Origin of the sequence: Paenibacillus sp. RU5M (assembly GCF_900221055.1) — a bacterium.
GTDB classification, from domain to species: Bacteria; Bacillota; Bacilli; order Paenibacillales; family Paenibacillaceae; genus Paenibacillus; species Paenibacillus marchantiae.
On sequence record NZ_OBQM01000005.1, the window covers coordinates 397,696 to 421,245 of the forward strand.

Annotated in this window: 19 protein-coding genes, 17 tRNA genes and 1 rRNA gene; 7 read left to right on the forward strand and 30 right to left on the reverse strand. The window is 48.4% G+C overall.

Annotated features, from left to right (window positions below):
• The 4 genes from CRO25_RS17880 to CRO25_RS17895 all read right to left on the reverse strand — a co-directional run bounded on the left by CRO25_RS17880 (position 1) and on the right by CRO25_RS17895 (position 4,611).
• On the reverse strand, positions 1–1,110 hold the full coding sequence (locus CRO25_RS17880) for an ABC transporter ATP-binding protein (protein ID WP_079695899.1): 1,110 nt from the start codon (positions 1,108–1,110) through the stop codon (positions 1–3).
• 271 nt (positions 1,111–1,381) lie between these two features.
• The gene (locus CRO25_RS17885; protein WP_062322342.1) at positions 1,382–2,215 is read right to left on the reverse strand and encodes a carbohydrate ABC transporter permease; all 834 of its coding nucleotides are present in this window, start codon (positions 2,213–2,215) and stop codon (positions 1,382–1,384) included.
• A gap of 64 nt (positions 2,216–2,279) precedes the next feature.
• Complete coding sequence (locus CRO25_RS17890; protein WP_063568019.1) at positions 2,280–3,203, reverse strand: carbohydrate ABC transporter permease; 924 nt, start codon at positions 3,201–3,203, stop codon at positions 2,280–2,282.
• A gap of 55 nt (positions 3,204–3,258) precedes the next feature.
• Positions 3,259–4,611: an ABC transporter substrate-binding protein gene (locus tag CRO25_RS17895; protein WP_079695900.1), complete on the reverse strand. Its 1,353-nt coding sequence runs from the start codon at positions 4,609–4,611 to the stop codon at positions 3,259–3,261.
• A 361-nt stretch (positions 4,612–4,972) separates the two neighbouring features.
• On the opposite strand from CRO25_RS17895, the gene CRO25_RS17900 reads away from it, so the two are divergent.
• On the forward strand, positions 4,973–5,935 hold the full coding sequence (locus tag CRO25_RS17900; protein ID WP_079695901.1) for an N-acetylglucosamine kinase: 963 nt from the start codon (positions 4,973–4,975) through the stop codon (positions 5,933–5,935).
• 22 nt (positions 5,936–5,957) lie between these two features.
• Positions 5,958–6,863 carry an N-acetylmuramic acid 6-phosphate etherase gene (gene murQ / locus CRO25_RS17905; protein ID WP_079695902.1) on the forward strand — a complete coding sequence of 302 codons (906 nt, stop codon included), beginning with the start codon at positions 5,958–5,960 and terminating at the stop codon, positions 6,861–6,863.
• Between the two features lie 148 nt (positions 6,864–7,011).
• Here murQ and CRO25_RS17910 read toward each other — a convergent pair whose 3' ends face one another.
• Positions 7,012–7,851, reverse strand: a complete 840-nt coding sequence (locus CRO25_RS17910; protein WP_072735023.1) for a MurR/RpiR family transcriptional regulator — start codon at positions 7,849–7,851, stop codon at positions 7,012–7,014.
• 123 nt (positions 7,852–7,974) lie between these two features.
• Positions 7,975–9,204, reverse strand: coding sequence for an anhydro-N-acetylmuramic acid kinase (locus CRO25_RS17915; RefSeq protein ID WP_079695903.1), 1,230 nt, complete (start codon positions 9,202–9,204; stop codon positions 7,975–7,977).
• Between the two features lie 286 nt (positions 9,205–9,490).
• On the opposite strand from CRO25_RS17915, the gene CRO25_RS17920 reads away from it, so the two are divergent.
• Genes CRO25_RS17920 through CRO25_RS17930 form a run of 3 tightly spaced genes read left to right on the forward strand, consistent with a single transcriptional unit; the run spans position 9,491 to position 12,357 of the window.
• The gene (locus CRO25_RS17920; RefSeq protein WP_079695904.1) at positions 9,491–10,315 is read left to right on the forward strand and encodes a hypothetical protein; all 825 of its coding nucleotides are present in this window, start codon (positions 9,491–9,493) and stop codon (positions 10,313–10,315) included.
• 24 nt (positions 10,316–10,339) lie between these two features.
• Positions 10,340–11,761 (forward strand): N-acetylmuramoyl-L-alanine amidase family protein, encoded by a 1,422-nt coding sequence (locus CRO25_RS17925; protein ID WP_079695905.1) that lies wholly within the window; start codon positions 10,340–10,342, stop codon positions 11,759–11,761.
• A gap of 41 nt (positions 11,762–11,802) precedes the next feature.
• On the forward strand, positions 11,803–12,357 hold the full coding sequence (locus CRO25_RS17930; RefSeq protein WP_079695906.1) for a GerMN domain-containing protein: 555 nt from the start codon (positions 11,803–11,805) through the stop codon (positions 12,355–12,357).
• Between the two features lie 171 nt (positions 12,358–12,528).
• On the opposite strand, the gene CRO25_RS17935 is transcribed toward CRO25_RS17930, so the two are convergent.
• The 4 genes from CRO25_RS17935 to CRO25_RS17950 form a co-directional block, all read right to left on the reverse strand.
• Positions 12,529–14,091, reverse strand: coding sequence for an MBL fold metallo-hydrolase (locus CRO25_RS17935; protein ID WP_256863675.1), 1,563 nt, complete (start codon positions 14,089–14,091; stop codon positions 12,529–12,531).
• Complete coding sequence (locus tag CRO25_RS17940) at positions 14,088–15,773, reverse strand: iron ABC transporter permease (protein WP_063568011.1); 1,686 nt, start codon at positions 15,771–15,773, stop codon at positions 14,088–14,090. Before CRO25_RS17940 ends, CRO25_RS17935 begins: the two co-directional genes overlap by 4 nt.
• 90 nt (positions 15,774–15,863) lie before the next feature.
• On the reverse strand, positions 15,864–16,940 hold the full coding sequence (locus CRO25_RS17945) for an ABC transporter substrate-binding protein (protein WP_079695907.1): 1,077 nt from the start codon (positions 16,938–16,940) through the stop codon (positions 15,864–15,866).
• Between the two features lie 77 nt (positions 16,941–17,017).
• Positions 17,018–18,034 (reverse strand): ABC transporter ATP-binding protein, encoded by a 1,017-nt coding sequence (locus CRO25_RS17950; protein ID WP_079695927.1) that lies wholly within the window; start codon positions 18,032–18,034, stop codon positions 17,018–17,020.
• Positions 18,035–18,204: 170 nt separating this feature from the next.
• On the opposite strand from CRO25_RS17950, the gene CRO25_RS17955 reads away from it, so the two are divergent.
• Positions 18,205–19,113, forward strand: a complete 909-nt coding sequence (locus CRO25_RS17955; protein WP_079695908.1) for a LysR family transcriptional regulator — start codon at positions 18,205–18,207, stop codon at positions 19,111–19,113.
• Positions 19,114–19,257: 144 nt separating this feature from the next.
• Positions 19,258–20,118, forward strand: a complete 861-nt coding sequence (locus CRO25_RS17960) for a CYTH domain-containing protein (RefSeq protein ID WP_097115791.1) — start codon at positions 19,258–19,260, stop codon at positions 20,116–20,118.
• A 253-nt stretch (positions 20,119–20,371) separates the two neighbouring features.
• On the opposite strand, the gene CRO25_RS17970 is transcribed toward CRO25_RS17960, so the two are convergent.
• The 20 genes from CRO25_RS17970 to rrf all read right to left on the reverse strand — a co-directional run.
• Positions 20,372–20,977 carry a short chain dehydrogenase gene (locus CRO25_RS17970; RefSeq protein WP_072734997.1) on the reverse strand — a complete coding sequence of 202 codons (606 nt, stop codon included), beginning with the start codon at positions 20,975–20,977 and terminating at the stop codon, positions 20,372–20,374.
• An 86-nt stretch (positions 20,978–21,063) separates the two neighbouring features.
• Positions 21,064–21,702, reverse strand: a complete 639-nt coding sequence (locus tag CRO25_RS17975; protein WP_079695910.1) for a pentapeptide repeat-containing protein — start codon at positions 21,700–21,702, stop codon at positions 21,064–21,066.
• Positions 21,703–21,789: 87 nt separating this feature from the next.
• A tRNA-Gly gene (locus tag CRO25_RS17980) sits at positions 21,790–21,860 on the reverse strand.
• Positions 21,861–21,869: 9 nt separating this feature from the next.
• A tRNA-Pro gene (locus CRO25_RS17985) sits at positions 21,870–21,943 on the reverse strand.
• Between the two features lie 16 nt (positions 21,944–21,959).
• Positions 21,960–22,036: transfer RNA gene (locus CRO25_RS17990), tRNA-Arg, on the reverse strand.
• A 6-nt stretch (positions 22,037–22,042) separates the two neighbouring features.
• Positions 22,043–22,117 (reverse strand) — tRNA-Gly (locus tag CRO25_RS17995).
• An 8-nt stretch (positions 22,118–22,125) separates the two neighbouring features.
• Positions 22,126–22,212: transfer RNA gene (locus tag CRO25_RS18000), tRNA-Leu, on the reverse strand.
• Positions 22,213–22,221: 9 nt separating this feature from the next.
• Positions 22,222–22,297 (reverse strand) — tRNA-Lys (locus CRO25_RS18005).
• Positions 22,298–22,312: 15 nt separating this feature from the next.
• Positions 22,313–22,387, reverse strand: a tRNA-Gln gene (locus CRO25_RS18010).
• Between the two features lie 11 nt (positions 22,388–22,398).
• Positions 22,399–22,474: transfer RNA gene (locus tag CRO25_RS18015), tRNA-His, on the reverse strand.
• Positions 22,475–22,571: 97 nt separating this feature from the next.
• A tRNA-Thr gene (locus tag CRO25_RS18020) sits at positions 22,572–22,647 on the reverse strand.
• Positions 22,648–22,676: 29 nt separating this feature from the next.
• Positions 22,677–22,754 (reverse strand) — tRNA-Asp (locus CRO25_RS18025).
• A 27-nt stretch (positions 22,755–22,781) separates the two neighbouring features.
• Positions 22,782–22,855: transfer RNA gene (locus tag CRO25_RS18030), tRNA-Met, on the reverse strand.
• A gap of 19 nt (positions 22,856–22,874) precedes the next feature.
• Positions 22,875–22,950: transfer RNA gene (locus CRO25_RS18035), tRNA-Val, on the reverse strand.
• Between the two features lie 7 nt (positions 22,951–22,957).
• Positions 22,958–23,029 (reverse strand) — tRNA-Glu (locus CRO25_RS18040).
• A 19-nt stretch (positions 23,030–23,048) separates the two neighbouring features.
• A tRNA-Ser gene (locus tag CRO25_RS18045) sits at positions 23,049–23,140 on the reverse strand.
• A gap of 4 nt (positions 23,141–23,144) precedes the next feature.
• Positions 23,145–23,220, reverse strand: a tRNA-Asn gene (locus CRO25_RS18050).
• A gap of 1 nt (position 23,221) precedes the next feature.
• Positions 23,222–23,297, reverse strand: a tRNA-Ala gene (locus CRO25_RS18055).
• Between the two features lie 24 nt (positions 23,298–23,321).
• Positions 23,322–23,398, reverse strand: a tRNA-Ile gene (locus tag CRO25_RS18060).
• Between the two features lie 57 nt (positions 23,399–23,455).
• Positions 23,456–23,550: ribosomal RNA gene (gene rrf / locus CRO25_RS18065) — 5S ribosomal RNA — on the reverse strand; the annotation flags it as partial.

Genomic DNA, 23,550 nt, shown 5'->3' on the forward strand with positions numbered 1-23,550 from the left:
TTATTCCCGTCCAATCGCCAGTTCCGTCTCTGGGTCAAAAAAGTGTGCCTTACGCAGGTCTAGTACAAAATTTTTGTCCATCCCTACATAAGCATGTGTTTCCGGGTGAACCTTGGCCGTAACGGTACGGGCACCCAAATGGAAATACACTAGATTCTCGGAGCCCAGATGCTCTACAACCTGAACCCGCGCCTGCAGCGTATGATCTGTTGGGATATTCGGAGCGACATCGTCACCAAAAATATGCTCTGGACGCAGACCCATAATCACCGGCTTGCCTTGATAGCTCTGAAGACGAGCCAGTACATCTTCTGGCAAGGTGAATGATGCTCCGTCCACAACAACCTGCGTGCCTTCAATCCGGGCATCAATGAAATTCATTGCCGGGGAACCGATAAATCCGGCAACAAACATATTACGCGGACTCGCATACAATTCTTTAGGTGAAGCCACCTGCTGGATATCTCCATGATTCATGACCACGATTCGCTCCCCAAGTGTCATGGCCTCCACCTGGTCATGCGTGACGTATACAATTGTGGCACCGAGCCGCTTATGCAGTTCGCCCAATTCCACCCGCATCTGTACCCGCAGCTTCGCATCCAGATTGGAGAGCGGCTCATCGAACAGAAACACCTGCGGATCACGGACGATCGCACGACCTACCGCCACACGCTGGCGCTGACCACCGGACAGCTCGCGCGGTTTGCGCTCCAGCATCGCCTCCAGCCCCAGAATGGCGGCCGCATTCTGTACCTGTTCATCAATATAGGATTTTGGTTTCTTGAGATTTTTCAGACCAAAGGACAGATTTTCACGTATCGTCATATGCGGATAAAGTGCATAATCCTGAAATACCATCGCGATATCGCGATCCTTCGGATGCAGGTCGTTCACGACCCGTTCCCCGATGACAATATCGCCACTCGTCTGTTTTTCCAGTCCCGCAATCATCCGCAGTGATGTCGTCTTGCCACAGCCCGAAGGACCCACAAAAACCACGAATTCCTTATCCTCTATAACAAAGTCCGAGCCGGCCACAGCCGTGAACGTTCCTTTATGATCGTCTTTGAATTCTTTGCGCACTTGGCGAAACTCCACGCGTGCCATAGGTAGATCCCCCTTTACGTTGTCGCTTGTCCTGAACTATATAAGTTCAACTAACGAATATTTACACTGGCACTCCGATGACAGAACAACCTTCCGATCGCTGTTATCCCCAGATTTCTTTGATTCCTTTATAAGAAGGGGAAATCCGGTGATAGCGTATGCTTCCGATGTAGCTTTCTTTTAGAAAGCTTTAGGCGAACGCCTTCGCTTCTTCAGGTTATTTCTGTCCTCTCCGTTATGGTGTAAATGTTTAGTTGAACATATATAGGAGTTAACCTTTTACTGCACCGATCGTAATGCCCTGTAGGAAATAACGTTGCAGTGAGAAAAACAGAATGATCATCGGCAGCGCACCAATTGTTGCCCCTGCCATCATTGCGCCGAAATCCGTTGATTCGGCAAATACGAACGAAGCCAGCCCCACCTGAACGGTGCGCATCTCGTTGGAGTTAGTGATCAGGAATGGCCAGAAAAATTCATTCCACGAAGCTACAAACGTGAAAATCGCCAGCACCGCGATCCCTGGCTTCGCCATCGGCAGAATCACTTTCCAGAAGATGCCGAACTCACTGCATGCATCAATACGTGCCGCATGAATCAGTGATGTGGGCAGCGTTGACATGAACTGTTTCATCAAGAAAATGTTGCCCACACTGACCGCAGCAGGCAGAATAATGGCCGTATACGTATCTCCCAGGTCAAACACGTTGACCATCAGAATATACAAGGGAATCAGCGTCACCTGTGCCGGAATCATCATCGTGCCCAGCAAGGTCCAGAATACCGCCTGACTTCCCGGAAATTTCAGTTTGGCGAACGCATATCCCGCCAGGGAGGCGAAGAACACATTCGTCACGGTTAGAATGACCGAGATGAGCAGCGAGTTGTACAGCCATCGCCAGGCATCAGTTTTGGCAAAAAAGCGCTCATATGGTGATAACGACAGCTGCTCCGGGATCATCTGCGGTTTGAAGGAAGCCGACATCGCACTATCCTGCACCGAACCGACTAGCATCCAGTACATCGGAATGACCGTCACCAGTGCCCAAACCACCAGCAGAATGGATGCAACGACAAGCAGTGTCTTTTTCTGTGTTGATTTCATGGATTTCATTCACCCCCGGATGCTTAATGCAACATGCTCTAATAGTACGTGTTTTGAACTACCTCTAATACTCAATATCGCTGGAGAAATATTTGAACTGGATGACGGAGATGACAATAATGATAATCGCCAGAACGAACGACTGTGCAGAAGCCAATCCGAACTCATAGAACTTGAATGCCGTCTCATAGATCAGATAAGCGATCGTTGTTGTCGCAAAGTTCGGTCCACCCTGTGTCATCAGATATACCGATATGAACACCTGGAAAGACGTGATCACACCTGTCACGAGCAGATACAGCGTCGTTGGTTTGAGGAGCGGCCATGTAATCTTGCTGAACTGGGTCCAGCCGCTGGCATGATCAATATCCGCCGCTTCGTACAGCGATTTCGGAATACCGCCCATGGCTGCCAGATACAGAATAATGCCCGCTCCGTGCGATCCGAGCCAGTTCATCAGAATGAGTGAAAAGAGTGCCGTTCCCGATTGGCCCAGCCAGATCACCGGATCAAGGCCTAACAGGCCGAGGAAGCGGTTCAGCAGTCCAGAATCTGTCGGGTCAAAGATCGCCAGCCATACGATGGAGATGGTTACTCCGGATGCTACCGCAGGCAGGTACAATGTTGCTTTGAAGAACGTCTGCCACTTGCTTTTCATCTGGTAGATGAAGTAGGACAGTACAAATGTAATGAGAATATTGACCGGTACCGTACCTACAGTAAAGATGAGTGTATTTTTAATCGACTTCCAGAACGTCTCATCTTTCACCAGTCGCTCGTAGTTATCCAACCCAACCCACGTCGAGTTCATAATGTTGTATTTCTGGAAGCTCATCACGAGAGCCGTCAGAACGGGATACAGTGTGAAAATGAGAAACAGCAGGACAGGCGCCAAAATAAACAAATACGCCCACCCGTAGTCTCGCCAAAACCGGGCAACCCGGGAAGTCCGGGGCACAGACGGTTTTGGCGCAAGGGCGGTCTGCATGGCGAATCCTCCTCTCCTAATCAGTGTAGTTTTGCGTTATGTTGTATGGTCCGAGTTATTGTCCAAACATCTGCTGGCCTTTGTTCTTGAAGTCTTCTGCGATCTGCTCCGGTGTCTTCTCACCCGAGAACAGCGCCTGAATGTTAGGCTTCACAACTTGTTCCTTGAATTGTTTTTGCTGTGATGCTTTGTCGATATCCAGTTCCAGTACAACCGGCATAGCGATATTCTCTGCCATGACTTTTGCAGCAGCTAGATTATCCGGTTGACCAAGTTCTTTTCCTTTAAACAGATCCACCTGGGATTGTCTTACGAATGGAAGCGCCAGTTCATTGGCCGAGTTCCCTGCTTTGGCACCACTGAGTGCCTCCATAACCAGGAACGTATTTTTAGCATGCTGTTCACCTTTGTCCTTCTTCTGTTTGAAGGCTACATACCCTTCGCCACCCATCGTTGTTGCCGCAGGTTGATCATCATTATGCGGTACAGGCAGCAGGACAAAATCAATTTTCTCCCCTTGTACCTTGCCGTCATCAATATCCTTGTTGCGGTTCTGAATCATCACATCATAATAAGGAATCGCTTTGGAGATGATCGCCGTTTCACCCGCGTAGAACATATCCGTCCGTTTTGCTGGAGCAAGAGCAGCCGTTTCTTTCGGCATATAACCTTGATCCATCAGATTTTTGATAAAAGAGAGAGTATCCAGAATGCGGCCATCATTCCATTGGAATGTGCCAGCTTTATCGAGAACGTCAATCATACCGTTGTTTCGGGACAACATTTCAATGAAATCAAGCGAGGTTCCGTCGGTAACCAGTGCATATTGTTTAGCCCCACCATCCAGCGTTTTGGTCAGCTTGGCTGCGGCAGCGTTGAATTCGGACCAGGTCCAGCCATTTTGCTGAATGGATTTCCAGTCAATACCCGCTTCCTCGAGAATGCGTTTGTTGCCACCCCATGCCCATTGGAATTGATACAACGGCAGTCCGTACTGTTTCCCTTGGATCTGACCTAATTCAAGCGTACCTGGCAGATAGTCATCCTTGATCTCAGGTGTCAGGTAGCTGTCCAGCTCAAGTGCCAATCCCGTATTCACATATGTGCCGTCTACACTATGAAAGTAAAGATCCGGCGGGTTGCCCGCGTTCAGAGCGACATCGAATTTTTTGGGCCCTTCCGCCCAGGAGAGCATTTCCGTCTTCACGGTAATGTTCGGGTGTTCTTTATTGAAATCAACGATCAGATCCTTCAGTTCATCTTCATATGTCCCATGTACTGGATAAGTCCATACGGTCACCGTATCTTCTGCATTGGGATCATCTGAAGCAGCGCCCCCGCTATTCCCGCAGGCAGTAACCCAGACCATCATCAACAACATTGCCCATACCAGACCCTTCTTTTTCATCCCTTCATCTCCTTCGCGTGTCGTCTCCCGATAATTGCATTGCCTAACCATGCTACCCCTTTTGAAATCATCCATCCTTAAACGACTTAACAGATTATTGAGCGTGGCAGTAAGGAAAATGCACCTCCCTTATGGATTAGACCTGAACGTACGCAGGATTAATCTCTTAAATGCAATATTAACGTCAACTTAGTTAACATTAACAGTATTAATTCCTTCCAAAATTGTAGATTGAGTTCATTATATGAGCTATGAAATAAAAATTCAACATTATTTTTTATTATAAAATTTAATTTTACTTTTTCATTTTATGCCTCTATACTATGTAAAAAGAAAACTCAAGCAATCGAGGTGAGCCACTTTGCGAGTATATGTAGGCGTAGATGGAGGCGGTACCAATACTGATGCAGCAATCATTTCTGAGTTTGGCGAAATTCTCGCCCGGCTCAGCGGCGGTCCCACAAATCCTCACAGCGTACCACTGGAACAGGCCCTTTCCGAACTGCAACGAGTGCTGGAACAGCTATTTAATCTAAAAATTGATTTATCGACAAATTGTGAAGGTATATGCCTCGGCATGTCAGGTGTAGATACGATCCAAGAACGGCAACTTATAGCCGACGCAGTTAATAACTATATGAAGATTCGGAATCGACAGGGATCAAAAGGGTGTCCAGTCTGGGTTGTATCCGAAGGAGAGATTGCTCTGATGGCCTCTCTCGGACATACTCACGGTGTATTGTGCATCTCTGGAACAGGGTCCATCGTGTACGGTTTTACGCTGGAAGGAGAGCGATACCGTGCAGGAGGCTGGGGTCATCTGCTCGGAGATGAGGGGAGCGGCTATCGTATTGGGCAGCGTGCACTCCAAGTGGTAATGCAGAGCTATGACGGTGTTCTTCCTCCAACCCGTTTAACCCCGCTTCTTCTAAGGAAACTGAACCTTCGGGATATATCGGAGTTAAAGGCACGGGTGTACCAGACGGATTGGGGCAAAACCGAGACCGCATCCATCGCCCGTCTGGCTATAGAGGCTTCTGAATCCGGGGATGAGGCCGCCCGGGCACTGATCATCGATGAGGCCGCACAATTGGCGGATACCGCCAAGGCGCTGATTGCCCGTCATCCCGAATTTGCATCCACTCAGGTTGTCCTGTCTGGATCATTGTTTCGATACGCTGCACTTTTCCGAACTACATTTATCCAGAAGTTATCGGGATATTATGAAGAGTTGGACTTTGTATATCGTGAAGATGCCCCTGCTCCAGCGATTGGTGCAGCACAACTGGCAAGAAGACGCTGTTCCTTGAATGAATCATTTTAAAAGAGAGAAGGAGGCCATACGGATGAATCACATGCTGAACTCACTACTAACGGAACAACCCAATCCACTAACGGATCATATAGATGAATTGCCTTCGGCAGAAATTATGGAGTTAATTAATAAGGAAGATCAACGAATTGCGGAGCTCATTCAGCCCCTGATTCCGGTCATTGCCCAAGCGGCGGACCTGATTTTGGAGGCCTTTCAATCTGGCGGCAGGCTATTTTATGTAGGCGCAGGTACAAGTGGACGATTGGGAATACTCGACGCTTCGGAATGCCCTCCTACTTACGGAACCCCTCCCTCCATGGTGCAGGGTATTATTGCAGGAGGATTCAGGGCAGTGAAGGACCCGGTTGAAGGTGCTGAGGATAGCGAGGAATTGGGAGCCGCAGACCTTGATGAACATGGAATAGACGAAAACGATGTCGTGGTTGGCATTGCAGCCAGTGGCCGAACGCCATATGTGCTTGGTGCGATGAGACACGCCAAAGAGATCGGAGCTACGGTAATTAGCCTGAGTAACAACGCTGGTACACCGATGACCCTTTTGGCTGATGTGAGCATCGAGGCTGTTGTGGGTCCAGAGGTTGTCATGGGTTCAACACGCATGAAGGCAGGCAGCGCCCAGAAAATGATTTTGAACATGCTCACGACTACCGCCATGATTCGTCTGGGCAAGGTTTACCGTAATTTCATGGTCGATCTGAACCCTTCGAACGAAAAGCTTGTCCATCGGGCCAAACGCATGATTCATCTGGCAACCGGAGCGAACGAAGCGGACATTGAACAGGCTTTTGCCGGTGCAGACGGTCATGTAAAAACGGCAATCGTCATGCTGATGGCAGGCGTGGACGCCGTGGAAGCTCAGCGAAGACTGGATCTGGCTGACGGATTTGTCCGCGCCGCCATTGTGGGTCCTTCCTGAGCCGTACAGAAGTATTCCTAGAGGTTGAAAGAGAAGAGCCCGACATTAGTCTGGGCTCTTTTTTTAATTTTTTTATACTAAAAGCGAATATAATCCGTCAAAAAAATCCCCTTCTGTATAAACAGAAAGGGATTCATATGGTTCTACTTCACTTATGCTCCAGAATAGCCTGCCGGCTCTTCTCCAAATATTCCACCGACTGGTTGTAGTCGCGGCTGGCAATCGCCAGATACAAAATGTCGATCACGTTCAGCTGTGCGATGCGTGACGAAGTTGCTCCGCTCCGGATATCGCTTTCGGTGGAAGTAATCATCAGGGGTACATCCGCCAAACTGCTGAGCGTATTGCTCCCCCACTTGGTAATGCTAATCGTTGCAGCGCCGCCTTCACGAGCATGCTTCAGACAGGAGATCACGTTCGAAGTCTCCCCTGAATACGAGATACATACCACCGCATCATCTTCGCGAAGCGTCGTTGCGGACGAAATCTGCATATGCGGATCGGCGAACGAAAAGCTTGTGCGATTGATTCGCATGAACTTGTAGTGTGCATCCAGCGCAATCAGGTTGGAGGCCCCCACCCCGTAGAAAAAGATCCGGTTCGCCCGATGAAGAACATCCACTGCCCGCTCCACCAGACGCGGGTCCAAAATATGAACGGTATCCTTCACCGACTGAATATTGTTTGCGGACACATGCTGAATAATGCTCTCCATGGAGTCCTGGGGACGAATCTCCGTATATTGGTATTGCTCACCTGTCTGCAAATCTCCGGCAATCTTCAGCTTCAGCTCCTGGAAACCCGTTACACCCAGTGATTTGCAGAGACGGATAATGGCAGCCGGGCTGCCACCGCTCCGTTCAGACAGCTGTGCCACCGAGGACTGAACCGTCTCTTGGGGATGATCGAGAATGTAAGCACCGATCTTCCGTTCCGACGGAGTCAAGTCATCCATTAATGCGCGTAAACGTACAAGTCCACCTTTCATGCCTTCCATCCGCTCCTCCTTTCCGTACTGCCTTCATGTACAAGCATTTTATCCTATAATTCCAATAGAGTCTAATTGATTAAACGCCCTTGCTTATTCAACTCATTCAAAAGCCATGCTGCACTACAGTGTCAGGTTGCCCGATATTACGGCGTGTTTCGCGCCGGTTACTGCCGGGAGCGTGTTGGTTCTGCCCATAAGTGCCTCATGGCCAAGGAGGGCAAATCCAATCGCTTCACGGGCATCATCTGGTATACCATAGTCCGCTGTTCGCTCCAAACGGATACCTTCCGGGAGTCTCTGACGGATCATCTCCATTAACGTGGCATTGGAAGTGCCACCACCGCAGGCGAGCATGGCCGATATGTGCACCTTGGGCAGGATAAAATCCTTCACTGCACACACGATCGTCTCCGCGGTCAGACAAGTGGCGGTAGCCAGCGTATCCTCCAGGGATAAAGAACGCGCAGCGGCCATCTCCATCAAGCGTACTGCATATGCTGCACCGTACACTTCACGTCCGGTACTCTTGGGAGGCAGCCTTTTGAAATAGGTATCGTCCAAACACAGATCCACCAGATCCTGATCAAACTTTCCTTGTGCGGCGATGCTTCCATTTGGATCATAGTGCTGCCGCCCACCAGTCGCCTGGCGTACGATCGCGTCCATCACCATATTGCCAGGTCCCGTATCAAAAGCCGAAATGCCTTCATTAGAAGTCGCTGATGGAAGCACGGTAACGTTGCCAATACCGCCGATATTTTGCACCAATCGTCCTTCCTCCGGGCTGCGGAACATCAACGCATCGGCGTAAGGGGTAAGGGGCGCCCCCTCCCCGCCAGCCGCCATATCCCGGGCCCGCAAATTGCCGATCACTGGCAGGCCCGTTCGTTCACGTACAACGGCGCTTTCGCCAATCTGCAACGTGGACACCACTGGAAGACTCTCGCCTGCTGGCCCTGGAAAAGCCGAAGCTACAGGTGCGTGCCATACGGTCTGTCCGTGCATGCTGATCGCATCCACCTGCCCGGATGAGATTCCTGAGGATCGAATAAGCTCTCTGACACTCTGAGCATACCACTCCGATACGCCAAAATGTGCAGCCGTCAGCTCATCCACACGTGCCGTCTCCGGTGAACATAGTCGAATCAGCACTTCTCTCAACTCATTGGAGTAAGGTACGCAGACGAAGTCAACCAGATCGATCTTTTGCAATGCCCCGCTGTCATCTGTCAGAATACGCACCAATGCCGCATCCGTCCCGTCGAGGGACGTGCCTGACATCAGTCCAATGATGTAATGCTCCCGTTTCAAGCGATATTGCTCCCACATCGGATAGCTGCCTGTATCCATCCATTCACAACCTCCCACCAGACCCGATGAACACGTCATCCTGCCATAATTTCACCCAGTATATGATATAAAATTTCACAAGTCAAATATTTTATGAAATTTAATTACACTCTTCCAACCTTTGTCCGAACTGGAATGCTCACAAGATGCTTCTATAAATAAAAATAGATAAATAACGATCAAAAAAGAAACATTTTTACAATTTTACCGTTTATATAACGAAGGTATATTTTGGAATCGACATGTTGAGGGTTATAAGCTGTCACCAGCGGAAGGAGATACTCAGATGAACAACGCTGCTATTTGGTTTTCAACTGTGTTATTACTGGGGGGATTGACGACTACATCGTCATCTATTGTTGGTGCCAAACCAGCTGCACCAGAACAAATTTCACAACGTTCCGTTAATGCGCCTTCTGTAACTCCTTCCATCTATTCAAGCGTCAAACCGTTTAAAAAGAGCAACAGTACCAACAAAATCATCTTGAAAGGAGGAAATATTACTTTAACCGCTACTACAGTGAAGTTGGAAGGTATGCCCACATTTGAACAAAACGTAATTCAATCCATTGTCGTCACCAAGGGGAGCCAGAAATATACGATTGAAACGAGTGACTTGGAGGACAATTGGCTCGATATCACAAGTGTTGTTGCCTCTAACTCCAATACATGGCTTGCTATACACGCAGAACGTAGCTCAGGAAACACTCTGATGCTGCTTAACCTTCAAACGGGTGAAGTGACGGAATTAAATGACCGATTGAAAAAAGCAGGCAAGAAAAACATAGAAACGATTGCCGACTATAACTGGGCACCCAACGAAGATCAGATAGCCTTCTCTTACGGAGATCCCTCCAAAAGCCCAATAGCCATCTACAATGTTCAGAAAGAGAGCTTTGTATACCTACCAAGGGCAACCAATTATATTAGTACCAATCTGATTTTGTGGCAAAAAAACGGAAAAATGCTAGATTACATCAGTGAGTACCCGTCTGATCAAATGATACTTTATAGGTATAGCATAGAGAGTAACAAGGTGAAGCCTGTTAAGAAAATCAGCCGTAATGAGTTTGCCGAATGGTTTAAGCTGGATAAGTATTCCATACAGTAACGATCTAAATAGTAGAGGTGCATAATGAAAAAATCGATTTTACTCCTGTTTTTGAGTCTGTTCATTCTGGTTGTACTCCCTCATCAGGGAAATGCGGCTGCAAGCACGTCGAAAATCTTCTTGGACGGCGAGGAATTAATCCTCCCAAGTGACGTTCAGGTGACCATCGTGAATAAGAATGTTATGATTCCGATTCGTGTCGTTGCCGAAAATTTGAAATTCAAAGTGGATTGGAATCAAAATACACGCAATGTAAAGATCCAGCAAAATGACAATACGATTTCTTTAACCGTTGATCAAAAGCAAGCCATGGTCGCTGACAAGCAAGTTACCCTGAACACAGCTCCACTCATTTTAAATAACACCATGGTGGTACCCATTCGATTTGTCAGTGAACAAATGGGACTCAACGTGAAATGGAACAACAAGGAGAAGATTGTATACTTAATCAACACCGCCACCAGTAAAGAGCCCAATGTTGAGCCGGGCAACGGTTCAGGAAACGGTAACCCAGCATCGCTAACACATGTTACCGATATCCAATTTGCCAACAATCAGCTCGTCGTGTCTATGGATGGTGAATCCAAACCAGTGATGACGACTTTGAAGAATCCCGATCGTCTGGTCGTGGATCTGCCCGGAGCAGTGTTTGGTGATCTATCGCAACCTTTGAATCAAAACATGAATGGTAAATTGGATGTGGACGCATACCCCAATGTAACGGAAGTTAGATATTCTCTTTTTAAACAAGACCCTGGTCAAGTTCGAATTGTCGTTGAATTGAATCAGGTGAAGGATGTACAGTACAGCCAGAACATCATTGCCGATAAACTAATTATCGATCTAAATGTTTCGGGAGATAACGTCACATCCGTTCCTGTAACTCCTGTAGGCGATTCAGGACGCAAGGTTGTTGTCATCGACCCAGGCCATGGGGGTAAAGATCCAGGTTCAACCAGCATCACCAACAAACCCGAGAAAGAATATAATCTGGCATTGGCTCTCAAAGTACAAGCACTGCTTCTCAATGAGCCGGATATCGAATTAGTGATGACTCGTGACGGTGATACTTACCCCACTCGCCCGGAGCGTGTTCGGCTCGCTAATCAATTAAACGCGGATGTTTTTGTATCTATCCATGGCAATAATGTGGAGTCCTCACCCCAGGCGACAGGTACAGAGACGTTCTACTATCAACGCAGCAGCAGCAAGGAATTAGCCAATATCATTCATCAACGTTTGGTTAAAGCCATGGGGCTCAAAGACCGTGGTGTGAAAAATGGCAACTTGGAAGTGATCAGAGATACGACCATGGCTGCAGTACTTTTGGAAGTGGGATTCCTGAGTAATGTTATGGATGAAGAACTGATGTCTTCCGATGTTGTTCAGATGAAAGCGGCTCAAGCGATAGCAGATGGGATTAAGGAATATCTGGGTATAAATTAAATGATAAAACATAATGAAAATATGCTGGAGGATGTGATCCATTGAAAACGAAATTGGGATGTGCACTCGTCTTATGCTTCTTAATGATAGTTGGCATTGGTTGTGCTCAGAAGCCAGTCAGTGAATCCGGATCGGCCGAACCTGCTGTTCAGGGAGGACAGTCACCAAACCCATCCGAAACAGAGGTGGATCTGGGCTCAATGAACACAAAAGCGGTTGATGTGTATTTCGCAGATGCCCAGGTACTGGAACTTGAGAAAAAAGAGCAGGAAATTGAATACAAGGACGATTCCGAGAAATACAAAAAAACATTTGAAGCTTTACAAAAAAATACCGATTCGGAGCTCGTATCCCTCTGGGAAAAAGTCGAATTGCTCTCCCTACAGTACGGTGAGGGCAAAGTCACTTTGGATGTTCATATTCCGGATGAGGCCAAATTGGGAACCAGTGGCGAGCTGCTTGCATTGGATGCACTGACCCAGACGATGTTTCAATACGATGAAGTAGAAAGTATCGATATCCTGGTGGACGGTGAAGCCCTCGATAGCTTGATGGGCCATTCAGAGCTGGAGCATCCTATTCAGCGCGAGCCCTAATCTAATTTTAAAAGACAGCGGATGATTTCCAGATGATTCTCCCCTTGAATCATCTCCCATGCATGATGAGAAGCATAACTTCTCATCATGCTTTTTTTTTATTAAAAATTCACATTCAAAAAGACGTCCCCAGGGACGCCCTACATAGATCCAATCTTTATCCAATTCAACTTACAGATACAGCTCATCTCCAGGAGATAGCGAATGCAAAATCCCTTTCCCCGAGACCGATTTTCCGCTGAGCAAGCCTTCTCTCAGTTTATCCGTCTCTGCCCGATCCGCATGCACAAGTACCGTATGCCTCGCAGGAACCTGATGCAGCATTCTCTCGACATCCTTCCAACCCTGATGCACCTTATAACGAATTTTCCGTACCTCGCACGCTCCGTGTTTTGCAGGATTCTGCAAAAGCCTGTAAGCATAGGTGCCGGCAGAGACATGCCCAGTGAGCAGTACCAGATTATGTTCATCGTCCGCAAACTGGCTATAGTACCAGCGAGCAAGAGAGGACTGCATCATTCCGTCCGGAATGAACCACAAAGAGGCAGCATGTTGATGCAGTAGCCGCTCTCGATTTTCCTTTGTTACAGGCATTTCCCAACCATAACCCCTCAAAAAACGCTCAATTGCTTCCTTTACAGAGCCCGATATGTGTTCTTCCTCTTCCTTTAGCCAATATGGAGCACGTAAAAGCTGCTTCAGACCGTCCACCAGCCCTTGTTCCACTACAATTGGAACGTCCGGGAACTGCTGCTGTGCCCACAGCATGATTTCCTGACCACGACCCACTGAGGGCATAGGCATTAGCACCTTTCCACCCCGGGCAATGGTCTCATGAATGGCCTGCTCCAGCTGTTCCAGCTTGTTGGCCTGCGTATCGCGATCTGTTCCATAGGCAGCATCCATAATCACCAAATCGAGCAAACCGGATGAAGATGCTTGGTTCATTTCGACTCCCTTGGATACGGCATAGGAATCCCCTTGCTCCACAGTTCTCCCTGCTGATACATGGGATCGTAATACCCCTTCGGATGCAGCAAAGGGGAGAGTCTGCGACGCGGATGGCTCTCCTGCCAAGACATGCCCACCATTCACGGCGGTTCGTATATCCGTTTTCCAACGTTGACTAACCGGAGTATCGAATCCACGCTTGTTACGTGGTACCCTTGCCTGCCAGAATACATCCGCTGGACAATCCTCCTGCAAAAGCATGGATTCGGAGGTATAATCACCGGAATAGAATATCCGCTTATCCTCCATTTCCAGTCCGAGCCATACCGATCCTGCAAGGTGTCCACTGCGCCCCCACACCACCGAGACGCCAGGGACCATTTCAAACCAGCTTCCACCCTCGGCTTCATCCTCCAAAAATCGGTAGCGAATCAATTGTTCATCACCTTCTTCGTATGGGAGCATGTGTCCTGCCCTCTCCATATTTCTTCGCCAAGCTCTGAAGTAGGTGTCCAATTGCTCTCTGGTTTCCCGCGTCGTCCATACTTCACCCTGATACCCCATCTTATAAAGCAATGGAATAGCGACAGAATGATCCTCATGGGCATGAGACAGCAAAACCACATCCAGCTCTTTAACGATTTCCGGTTCAATCAATGGATACTCGCCGGCTCCTTCTTTTTTCACGCCACAATCCAGCAAAAGTTGAACCCTGCTCCCTCTAAGGAGATAGGCAGAGCGCCCGTGTTCCCCGGCGCCGCCCCATACCTTCAGTTTGATCATGATGCATTCCACTTTCTCTTCGAATTCAGAACTTCAATGCCGAGCAACATCAGTACCGTCATAACGACAGTAACCACGGCCATCGCCATTCCCAATGAAACCTGACCTTGTTCAAATTGAGCAAAAATATACGTAGCCGATGTCTGCATCGATGGAGGCAAAATCAACAGTGATCCCACCAGCTCCCGCGTGGCAATGGTGAATGTCATCATCCACCCGGCCAACATACCGGGAATGATCAGTGGTAGAAGAATGCGCCGCAGAATATACAACGGTCTTCCGCCAAAGACCTGACCCGCCTGGAACAACGTTCCGTCGATCTGAGTGAAGCTTGATTTGACATACTGCACCGTGTACGGCAGGAAGAGCACCACATACGTCAGAACAACCATTCCGTACGAGTTGTACAGGGTGAACGGCATCCATGGTGAATTCCAGAACAGGATGAGACCCACCACCATGACAATGCCAGGTACCGTATTCGGCAGCAGACTAAACAGGTCAATGACACGCTGCATAAAGGAAGATGATTTACCGATCGTCAGTGCAAAACCTGTACCGATAATAACCGCAACCGTCGAAGCTGCCAGTGAAAGCCCCAGACTGTTCCCGATTGCTTTCATACTGACCGATCCCCAGGACAACAATTCCCGGTAGTGATCCAGCGTCAGATTGTCGAAGGACAATCCCGCGCCGCGCAGCTTCATAGTCGATGCAGCAATAATCGAGAAATACGGAATGCCCACCGAGAGAATCAGCAGCAACGCGAGATACAACCCGCACAACCAACCCGCTCCGCCGCGTAGGGAGTATCGTTTTGATCGCTGCCCTTTGCCCCCTACCAGACGGTACGTGAACTTCCGACTCATGGCAGACTGCATGTACCACATCACCAGACAGACCGACAGCAGCACCGATGCAAGCGAGGTTGCCTTGCCAAAATCAATCGGCCAACTGGAGATATACTTGTGAATCTCAGATGTCATGACATAATAACCGATACGGCGCCCGAAGGTGGCCGGTGTTCCGAATTCCGCAATCGTTTTGACAAAGACGAGCATGATCCCCATGCCATAGGAAGACAACAGCAGTGGCAAAATAATGCGTCTGAATCGGTATCCCGCACGTCCCCCGTGCACCGCTCCCGCTTCTTCCAGGTTGCCTCCAATGCGAATGATGGCATCCCGAAGCAATAGATATAGGAAAGGGAACAGATGTAGGCTCATAATGAGCACCATGCCCCAGAAACTGAAGAACAACTCACTCCAGCTCGCAGCGGAGGGCACCCATTGCTGCAGGTATCCCCCTTTTTGCATAAACAGAATCCAGCCCATGGAGCCGATATACGGCGGGGTCATGAACGGAATCATCAGGATTACGTCCACCCAGCGATGCTGACCCATGCGGGTCTTCGCCATCATCCAGGCCAGTGGCAATGCCAGCAGCGTTGTTACAGCTACCACGCAGATCCCCAGCCAGACGGAATTCAGCAACACCCCGGATAAATGCTGTCCGGTAATGGTCCGAATCGGAGCCATCCAATCCCACTGCCCGTCTGGATACACACTTTCCCAGAAAATCAGCAAGAGCGGTACACCAATGCTTATCGTCAGCAGAAAGAGGGCCAGAATCACGCCCACTCTCCGAAAAATACGGTTGTTGTCTATTACACCAGGTTTCACTACGATTTCACCTCACATGACTTCCACAAAACAATCGTCTCTTCACTCTAGTTGCTCTAGTTACTCAATCGTTAGGTCATAACACTATTCTTATTTAAAAGTCTCGGAGAAACGTGCCGCTGTCTCATCTCCGTGTTCACTCATCCAGTTCCAATCCACTTTAAGCTGCGGGATATCTTTCAGATTTGCCCGGTTAGTCGCCTCGATGTCTTCACGACCCGGAATCAGGTAAGCATCTGCAACGAGCTTTTGTGCCTCATCAGACAACAGGTAGTCGATAAACGCCTTGGCATTCTCCACATTCTGACTCGATTTCAGAATCGCTGCCGGTCTTGGACTGATTACAGTCCCTTCCTCTGGATATATGATGTCCAGCGGTTCACCTTTGGCTTTGGAGGAATACGCCATGTAGTCCACACCAGCCGCTACGATGCTCTTCGCTCCCGTAATTACCGGGTCAAGTGCTTCCTGATTCGCTCCTGCCATCGCTACACCATTCGCTTTGTAGCTGTCCAGCAAATCCCAGCCTTTATCTCCATTCACACTCAGGTATCCCGTAATGAAGTCCAGTGCAGAACCGGACAGTGTAGGATCAGGAATGTTCACAACATCTTTCCAGGCAGGTGTTGCCAGCTCAGCCCAACTGGTTGGTGGCGTGGACACCAGCTTCGTATTGTAGACAATTCCAAGTGCCGAAGCACTGGAGCTAAAATAGTTGCCGTCGGCATCCGACCAGTCCTTGTTCAGCTTGTCTGCATTCTCCGCATCAGGATATGGGAGTGTCAGACCATCTGCTTTCAGTGCTTGTGCCGAAGGCAGGGAGGCCAGGATAACCACGTCCGCTATCGGATTAGATTTTTCAGCTTCCATGCGAGCCAGAATTTTGCCTGTCGTACCCTGGAACATCTCCACTTCAATGCCCGTCTTGGCTGTAAATCCGCTGATGATGTTATCCGCCAGCTTCTGAGGTCCTGCACTGTACAATACCAGCTTACCGCCAGCTGGTTTTGTTGTTTCCGCCGATGCAGTAGCCGTACTGCCTTCCCCAGCAGCTTGACCCGCATTCCCGGTAGTTGAATTACCTGTGCTGCATCCGAACAAACTGATACTCATTACCGCTGATAATAATAGCATTGCGCTTCTTTTCCGTGTTTTCATACCCAACATTTTCATTCCATCTCCCTTGGTTTCTGATTATATTAGTATTCAAGTTTCTGCAAACTCACGCTGTATGCTCATCATGATCAGTTGGCTGCTGCGATGAACTCTCTCGGCTTCACATTCGGAGTGTCTTGTCCGTTCATTCGGCAAATCCGCTCCGGGGCTACATATAGCTGAACCTTCTCTCCTACGCGTACTCTTCGATCCAGATAGGCTGTCCATACACCCAGTCCCTCCATCTGCACCCGAATTTCATAACGCTCTCCTACATAACTGACGCTGAGCACTACCGCCTGATAACACAGATCGTCATGACCTGTTTTGCTCCAGGAGACATGTTCCGGTCTCACCATGGACTGATTAGGCGTAAGCCAGTTGGACTTTCCGATAAACGAAGCAACAAAAGGATCGCTTGGCGATGCGTAGATCGTTTCCGGGGTTCCCTTTTGCAATATCCGCCCCTTCTCCATCACCACAATCTCATCCGACATCGACATCGCCTCAACCTGATCATGGGTGACGTACAGCGCTGTCAATCCCATATCCCGTACCAATGACATCATCTCAATTCGCATCTCTTCCCGCAGCACGGCATCCAGTGCACTTAGTGGCTCATCGAACAGGATAATCCCCGGTCTTACTGCTACCGCTCTGGCAAAAGCAACCCGCTGCTGCTGTCCTCCCGACAGCTGATGAGGAAAACGATCCTCCATGCCTTGCAGGCGAACCATGCTTAGTGCTTCGGTCACCTTTTGGCGCAGATCCGATTTTTGCTTTCCGGCTTTCAAGCCGAACGCCACATTTTCGTATACAGTCATATGCGGCCATAATGCAAAATCCTGAAACACCATGCCCAGATTACGCTTATGTGTCGGTACATCTATTCGCTTCGTCGCCGAGTAGAAACTCTTGCCATCCGCGACGATTTCTCCCGCATCCGGTTGCTCCAGCCCCGCCAGCATGCGCAGCAACGTCGTTTTACCGCAGCCGGATGGGCCGAGCAGCGTCGTAAACTGTCCATGCTGAAGTGTTAAATCCGTGGGCAGCAGCGCGGGAGTGCGATTGAATGATTTTTGAATTCCCCTAATTTCCATTTTCATAAGCATCCCTGCCTGTCTTCTTGTACTGTTCTCAGTCTAACGTCCGCTTTCGCGAGTTGTATGTTAGAAATGTAAAATTGGAATTAACTTTTTAGATGAATTCTGTTGATCTTCATAGATTAAATCTATATAAGGTGATTAAAAGTTACCTGAGAGGAGTGTTGAGTTCGTTGAACCTGATTAAACTGCAAATTGTTGAACTCATTGATAAGCATCATCATATGACTAGCGTGGCCGAGCTTCTCGGTATCAAGCAGCCTACTGTTACCTTTCATATGAAGTCTCTGGAGGAAGAGATGGGGGTGCGATTATTCGAATCGCGTAGTGGAAAGACATTTCTAACCGAAGCTGGACAAGCCCTTTTACACTATTCCGTCAAAATCAATGCCCTGACCCAGGAGGCGCGCAGAGTAGTACAGGAATATGACAGCCTCTATCGGGGCACCCTGCACATTGGAGCGAGCTATGTACCAGCCACGTATCTGCTGCCACCTATTTTGAATACATTTTCTCAGGAATTCCCCGGTATTCGAATTATGTTATCGGTCAAACCTTCACCCGTTATCCGCGAAATGTTGATCCGTCACCAGATTGATCTGGGTGTAATCTCTTCCGAACCGTTTGTAGGGCCGGTGCTGCAAGCAGAGACGTTGTGTGAAGACGATCTGGTATTAATCTGCTCACCACAGCATGCCTTGGCTCAGAGGGATGTGCTGAAACCTGAGCATATGGCACAGGTTCCTTTTGCACTGCATGGGGATGAATCCAGCACTCGCCGTTTAACCAACCAATGGCTGGAGCAACATGATATTCGTCTGCGGAGCACCGTTGAGATGGACTCTCTGGAAGCGATCAAGCAGTTGGTTCTACTCGGCGGTCATATCTCGTTCATGTCACGAATGGCCGTACAGTGGGAAGAACAGCATGGACTGATCAAGGTCCTCCCCATTCCGGGGGAGCAGGCTCCGCGGCATATTTACACCGTCCACAACAAAGATCGTCATCCTTCCGTCCAGGTCAACCGCTTCAAGGAAGTACTGCGGGACATGAGCCACAGCATCTCTCTTTTTAATTCATGATCCCGCTATCCCATATAAACTATCGCTTGGCATTCATCAAATCTATGCAGGGTTAACGCAACGAGCCCTTCCATTTAATCGCTTTCACATACTCGGACGATAAAGTGGGTCTGTACGTTAATCCAGCCTAGGGAGTGATTGGTTTTGAAAAAATGGAAAAAGGTAACCGCCTCATTCATGCTGAGCATCGTGACATTGGGAAGTGGACTGACGTTTCTGGAAGCACCACAGGCCTCAGCAGCAGCAAACGCCGTTCCTGCTTATGAAGTGAAGTTCCTGGCTAAGCCGGAGCTGGTATTGAACACAGATGGGACACCACGCAGTGAAGTCATTCAGACACTTGGCTTGAACTCCACAGCAAGAAACATTAGTGCAGAGTATTTCGACACTAACGCACTCAATCTAAATCAAGCAGGATGGGATGTCCGTTTTCGGAAGAAGGATGACAAGAACAATTATGAACTGACTTATAAAAAGCGCTATCCTGTCATCAATGGTGATGTTAATGCGGCGTTGACTCTGGCTAACCAAGAGGGATTTAATGCGTCAGATGATAACTACGAGGCTGAAATTGACTGGGGATATGGCAAACAAACATTAAGCTTCTCCAACACGAAAAAGGTGGATACCAACGCTACAGGCGTACAACTTCCATCACAGCAGGAAGCCTTGAGCATGTTATTGGACAAGCTGCCTGGCAAATTAAAAAACTGGTCCTCCTCCAACTGGGGTAAACAACAACTCACGGCATCCCGTGCCTACGGCCCGGTAACGTTCCAACGTTATGAAGGCACATGGAATGGACAGGAACTCACCCTTGAAGTATGGCCAATTCGCAACGCAACTGGCTCAGGTGTAGAGAATATCGTTGAGATCTCGTTCAAAACAGCAGATTCTACAGCTGTTTCTGGACTGCGTACTCAACTGATGCAAGTGTTAGCAAACAAAAACTGGCTCATTCCTGCCGATGGCCTGAAAACTCAGCTCATCTTGGAAAGATACTAATTGGTTGTTGCTGCCCATACCGTATAAGTCTAAGTATGGTATCTAGCGGTTTAAAGGCAACGGGGAAAATGGGCATGTCTATGTTCTTAATGAAACGAATCATGGTCTTTCCCCTTCCCATACCGTATCGCTTAAACATACAATGATATGTTTGGTTTATGTGCCCATTCAAGCCTACATCCATTTCCATCCAAAACAAAAGGAGATCAACAGGAACATTCTGTTGATCTCCTTTATTTAATATTCCTTACAGTTAATATATTTTAAAGTTCTGGGCTGTTTCGATACCAAGTGCACTCTGGATAAACGTATTGGCGACCCGCTCCACAGGCACTGGATTAAATCCAATAAACACACCCTTATATTTCTCTGCAGATTCAACAAACAGGTTAGGACTAACCGAATTCAGACGTATACCTCGGGGCAACTCATACGCTGCTGCTTTGGCAAACGAATCAATTGCACCGTTGACCATAGCACTGGACGCGCCCTTCAGAATGGGATGGTCCTGTATAATGCCACTGACCAGCGTAAAACTTCCCTTATCGTTGATGTAGTGCTGTCCAATCAAGACGATGTTAACTTGACCAAGTAATTTCCCCTGCACACTAATCATGTTGTTCTCAGGGGTCAGCTCCTCCAACTTCGCATAATGGGTCTGGCCTGCTGCAACAATGACATAATCAATATTAGTCACCGTTTCAAAGAGGGATGTAATACTCTCTGTCGAGGTCATATCCACCTGGTAGTCCCCGGATTGCCTGCCGGCTGTAATGACCTCAACGGAATACTCCTGAAGCTTCGCAACAACAGCTTTGCCTAATGTTCCATTTCCTCCAATAACGAGAGCCCTTTTCATAATACGCCTCCTTTTTTCAGTGAAAGCATGATATTCTACATTCATTGATCTCTTCATTTAAACAAAGATCACTCGCATAATCAAACCTACTTCACAATTAAGCCTAATAATCCAACAAAAGAGGCGGCCTGAGCATCTGAGATGATACACCCGTCCAGATCCTCAATATCTACATTTAACCTTTCAAAGCTACAGTCACTAAGGTCCACTCCCTTAAGCTTTACACCCGACAAAAGAGCTTGGTCTATATTGCATTCAGAAAACTCCAATTTTTGGGCTGTAGCTTGAAAGAAATCGCCACTCACCAGAGAACATTCCGTGTACTTCACCTGTTTAAACTTGGAGAATCGAAATAAAGAAAGGTCAGCTACACAGCCCTGAAAGCTTACATTTTGGAGCCTGCTATTTGCAAAATTGGTACCAAGCAATTTACAATTTCTAAATTCTGTCCGGTGGAGGAAAGAACCGTTAAAGTCCATATTGGATAAATCACATTTATCAAAAATCACATCAGTAAGCTCAACTTCGGGGAGAGAGGACTGGCTGAAGATCACGTTCTCAAAGACCACTTTATCGAATGAAACTCTGCTGGCGCTCTGATTCTCAATAGAGATATTGCTGAATCGTCCATGTTTGATTTCTTCTTTACTCTCCCATGCTTCTAAAACTAATGATAAGTCATCGAGCTCCAGGAGAATCTTTGGCACTTCTATTTTATTTTTCATAAGTCCTCCCACTATTTTCTTATTTAAGATTACTATATCAAAAAGAGCCCTTGCAATAAGCAAGAGCTCTCTTTGATGTTACCATGAAGCGGGTGATGGGAATCGAACCCACGCTATTAGCTTGGAAGGCTAAAGTTCTACCATTGAACTACACCCGCATATAAAAATCGGGATGACACGATTTGAACATGCGACCCCCTGGTCCCAAACCAGGTGCTCTACCAAGCTGAGCTACATCCCGATACTTATGAAAATAATGGCGCGCCCTGAGAGATTCGAACTCCCGGCCTTTTGATTCGTAGTCAAACGCTCTATCCAGCTGAGCTAAGGGCGCAAATATTGGAGCGGAAGACGGGAATCGAACCCGCGACCCTCGCCTTGGCAAGGCGATGCTCTACCGCTGAGCCACTTCCGCAAAATATATGGTGCGGTCGAGAGGACTCGAACCTCCACGGGGGTTAGCCCACACGGACCTGAACCGTGCGCGTCTGCCAATTCCGCCACGACCGCAAAATATAATGGTGAGTCATGAAGGGCTCGAACCTTCGACACCCTGATTAAAAGTCAGGTGCTCTACCAACTGAGCTAATGACTCAAATTAAAACTAAAATGGCTGGGGATATAGGATTTGAACCTATGCATGACGGAGTCAAAGTCCGTTGCCTTACCGCTTGGCTAATCCCCATTAAGAAAACATGGGGCGATCGAGGGGAATTGAACCCCCGAATGCCGGATCCACAAACCGGTGCGTTAACCACTTCGCCACGATCGCCATAAGCTATCCCTTACATTCGCTGAGAGTATCTCAGTATTCCCATCTGAAACTACAATATACATTCTATTATAAATTCAGAGGTAAATGCAATAAATGGTGCCGGCGAGAGGACTTGAACCCCCAACCTACTGATTACAAGTCAGTTGCTCTACCAGTTGAGCTACACCGGCACGGTGTAAATGTGATTCTTGAGTAAAAATGGCGGAACCGACGGGATTCGAACCCGCGATCTCCTGCGTGACAGGCAGGCATGTTAGGCCAACTACACCACGGTTCCAGATCACTTTCTTGAAAGAAAGTATAATTGCGGGGGCAGGATTTGAACCTGCGGCCTTCGGGTTATGAGCCCGACGAGCTACCGGGCTGCTCCACCCCGCGTCGTTATTTAAAAACTATATGGTGGAGGCTGAGGGGATCGAACCCCCGACCCTCTGCTTGTAAGGCAGATGCTCTCCCAGCTGAGCTAAGCCTCCATATATATGACCCGTAGGGGATTCGAACCCCTGTTACCTCCGTGAAAGGGAGGTGTCTTAACCCCTTGACCAACGGGCCACAGTAACAAAATTCTATCTGGCGGAGAGAGAGGGATTCGAACCCTCGAGACGCTTTTGGCGCCTACACGATTTCCAATCGTGCTCCTTCGACCAACTCGGACACCTCTCCTGAATGGCTCCCCGAACAGGGCTCGAACCTGTGACAACTCGATTAACAGTCGAGTGCTCTACCAACTGAGCTATCAGGGAATGGTGGAGCCAAGCGGGATCGAACCGCTGACCTCCTGCTTGCAAGGCAGGCGCTCTCCCAGCTGAGCTATGGCCCCATACACTGTGGTTTAAAACTTATATGGTGGGCCCTGGTGGACTCGAACCACCGGCCTCACCCTTATCAGAGGTGCGCTCTAACCAACTGAGCTAAGGGCCCCAATATATTTTCCTTTTCCTTACGAGGGGGGCAAAAAAAATACCCCAAAGGGAATTCGCTTGGCGGCGTCCTACTCTCCCAGGACCCTGCGGTCCAAGTACCATCGGCGCTAGAGGGCTTAACGGTCGTGTTCGGGATGGGTACGTGTGGAA

Coding starts and splice junctions, on each gene's coding strand:
- CRO25_RS17880 (WP_079695899.1), bottom strand. CDS start 1,110: ATGGCACGCGTGGAGTTTCGCCAAGTGCGCAAAGAATTCAAAGACGAT.
- CRO25_RS17885 (WP_062322342.1), bottom strand. CDS start 2,215: ATGAAATCAACACAGAAAAAGACACTGCTTGTCGTTGCATCCATTCTG.
- CRO25_RS17890 (WP_063568019.1), bottom strand. CDS start 3,203: ATGCAGACCGCCCTTGCGCCAAAACCGTCTGTGCCCCGGACTTCCCGG.
- CRO25_RS17895 (WP_079695900.1), bottom strand. CDS start 4,611: ATGAAAAAGAAGGGTCTGGTATGGGCAATGTTGTTGATGATGGTCTGG.
- murQ (WP_079695902.1), top strand. CDS start 5,958: ATGAATCACATGCTGAACTCACTACTAACGGAACAACCCAATCCACTA.
- CRO25_RS17910 (WP_072735023.1), bottom strand. CDS start 7,851: ATGAAAGGTGGACTTGTACGTTTACGCGCATTAATGGATGACTTGACT.
- CRO25_RS17915 (WP_079695903.1), bottom strand. CDS start 9,204: ATGGATACAGGCAGCTATCCGATGTGGGAGCAATATCGCTTGAAACGG.
- CRO25_RS17920 (WP_079695904.1), top strand. CDS start 9,491: ATGAACAACGCTGCTATTTGGTTTTCAACTGTGTTATTACTGGGGGGA.
- CRO25_RS17925 (WP_079695905.1), top strand. CDS start 10,340: ATGAAAAAATCGATTTTACTCCTGTTTTTGAGTCTGTTCATTCTGGTT.
- CRO25_RS17935 (WP_256863675.1), bottom strand. CDS start 14,091: ATGATCAAACTGAAGGTATGGGGCGGCGCCGGGGAACACGGGCGCTCT.
- CRO25_RS17945 (WP_079695907.1), bottom strand. CDS start 16,940: ATGTTGGGTATGAAAACACGGAAAAGAAGCGCAATGCTATTATTATCA.
- CRO25_RS17950 (WP_079695927.1), bottom strand. CDS start 18,034: ATGAAAATGGAAATTAGGGGAATTCAAAAATCATTCAATCGCACTCCC.
- CRO25_RS17970 (WP_072734997.1), bottom strand. CDS start 20,977: ATGAAAAGGGCTCTCGTTATTGGAGGAAATGGAACATTAGGCAAAGCT.
- CRO25_RS17975 (WP_079695910.1), bottom strand. CDS start 21,702: ATGAAAAATAAAATAGAAGTGCCAAAGATTCTCCTGGAGCTCGATGAC.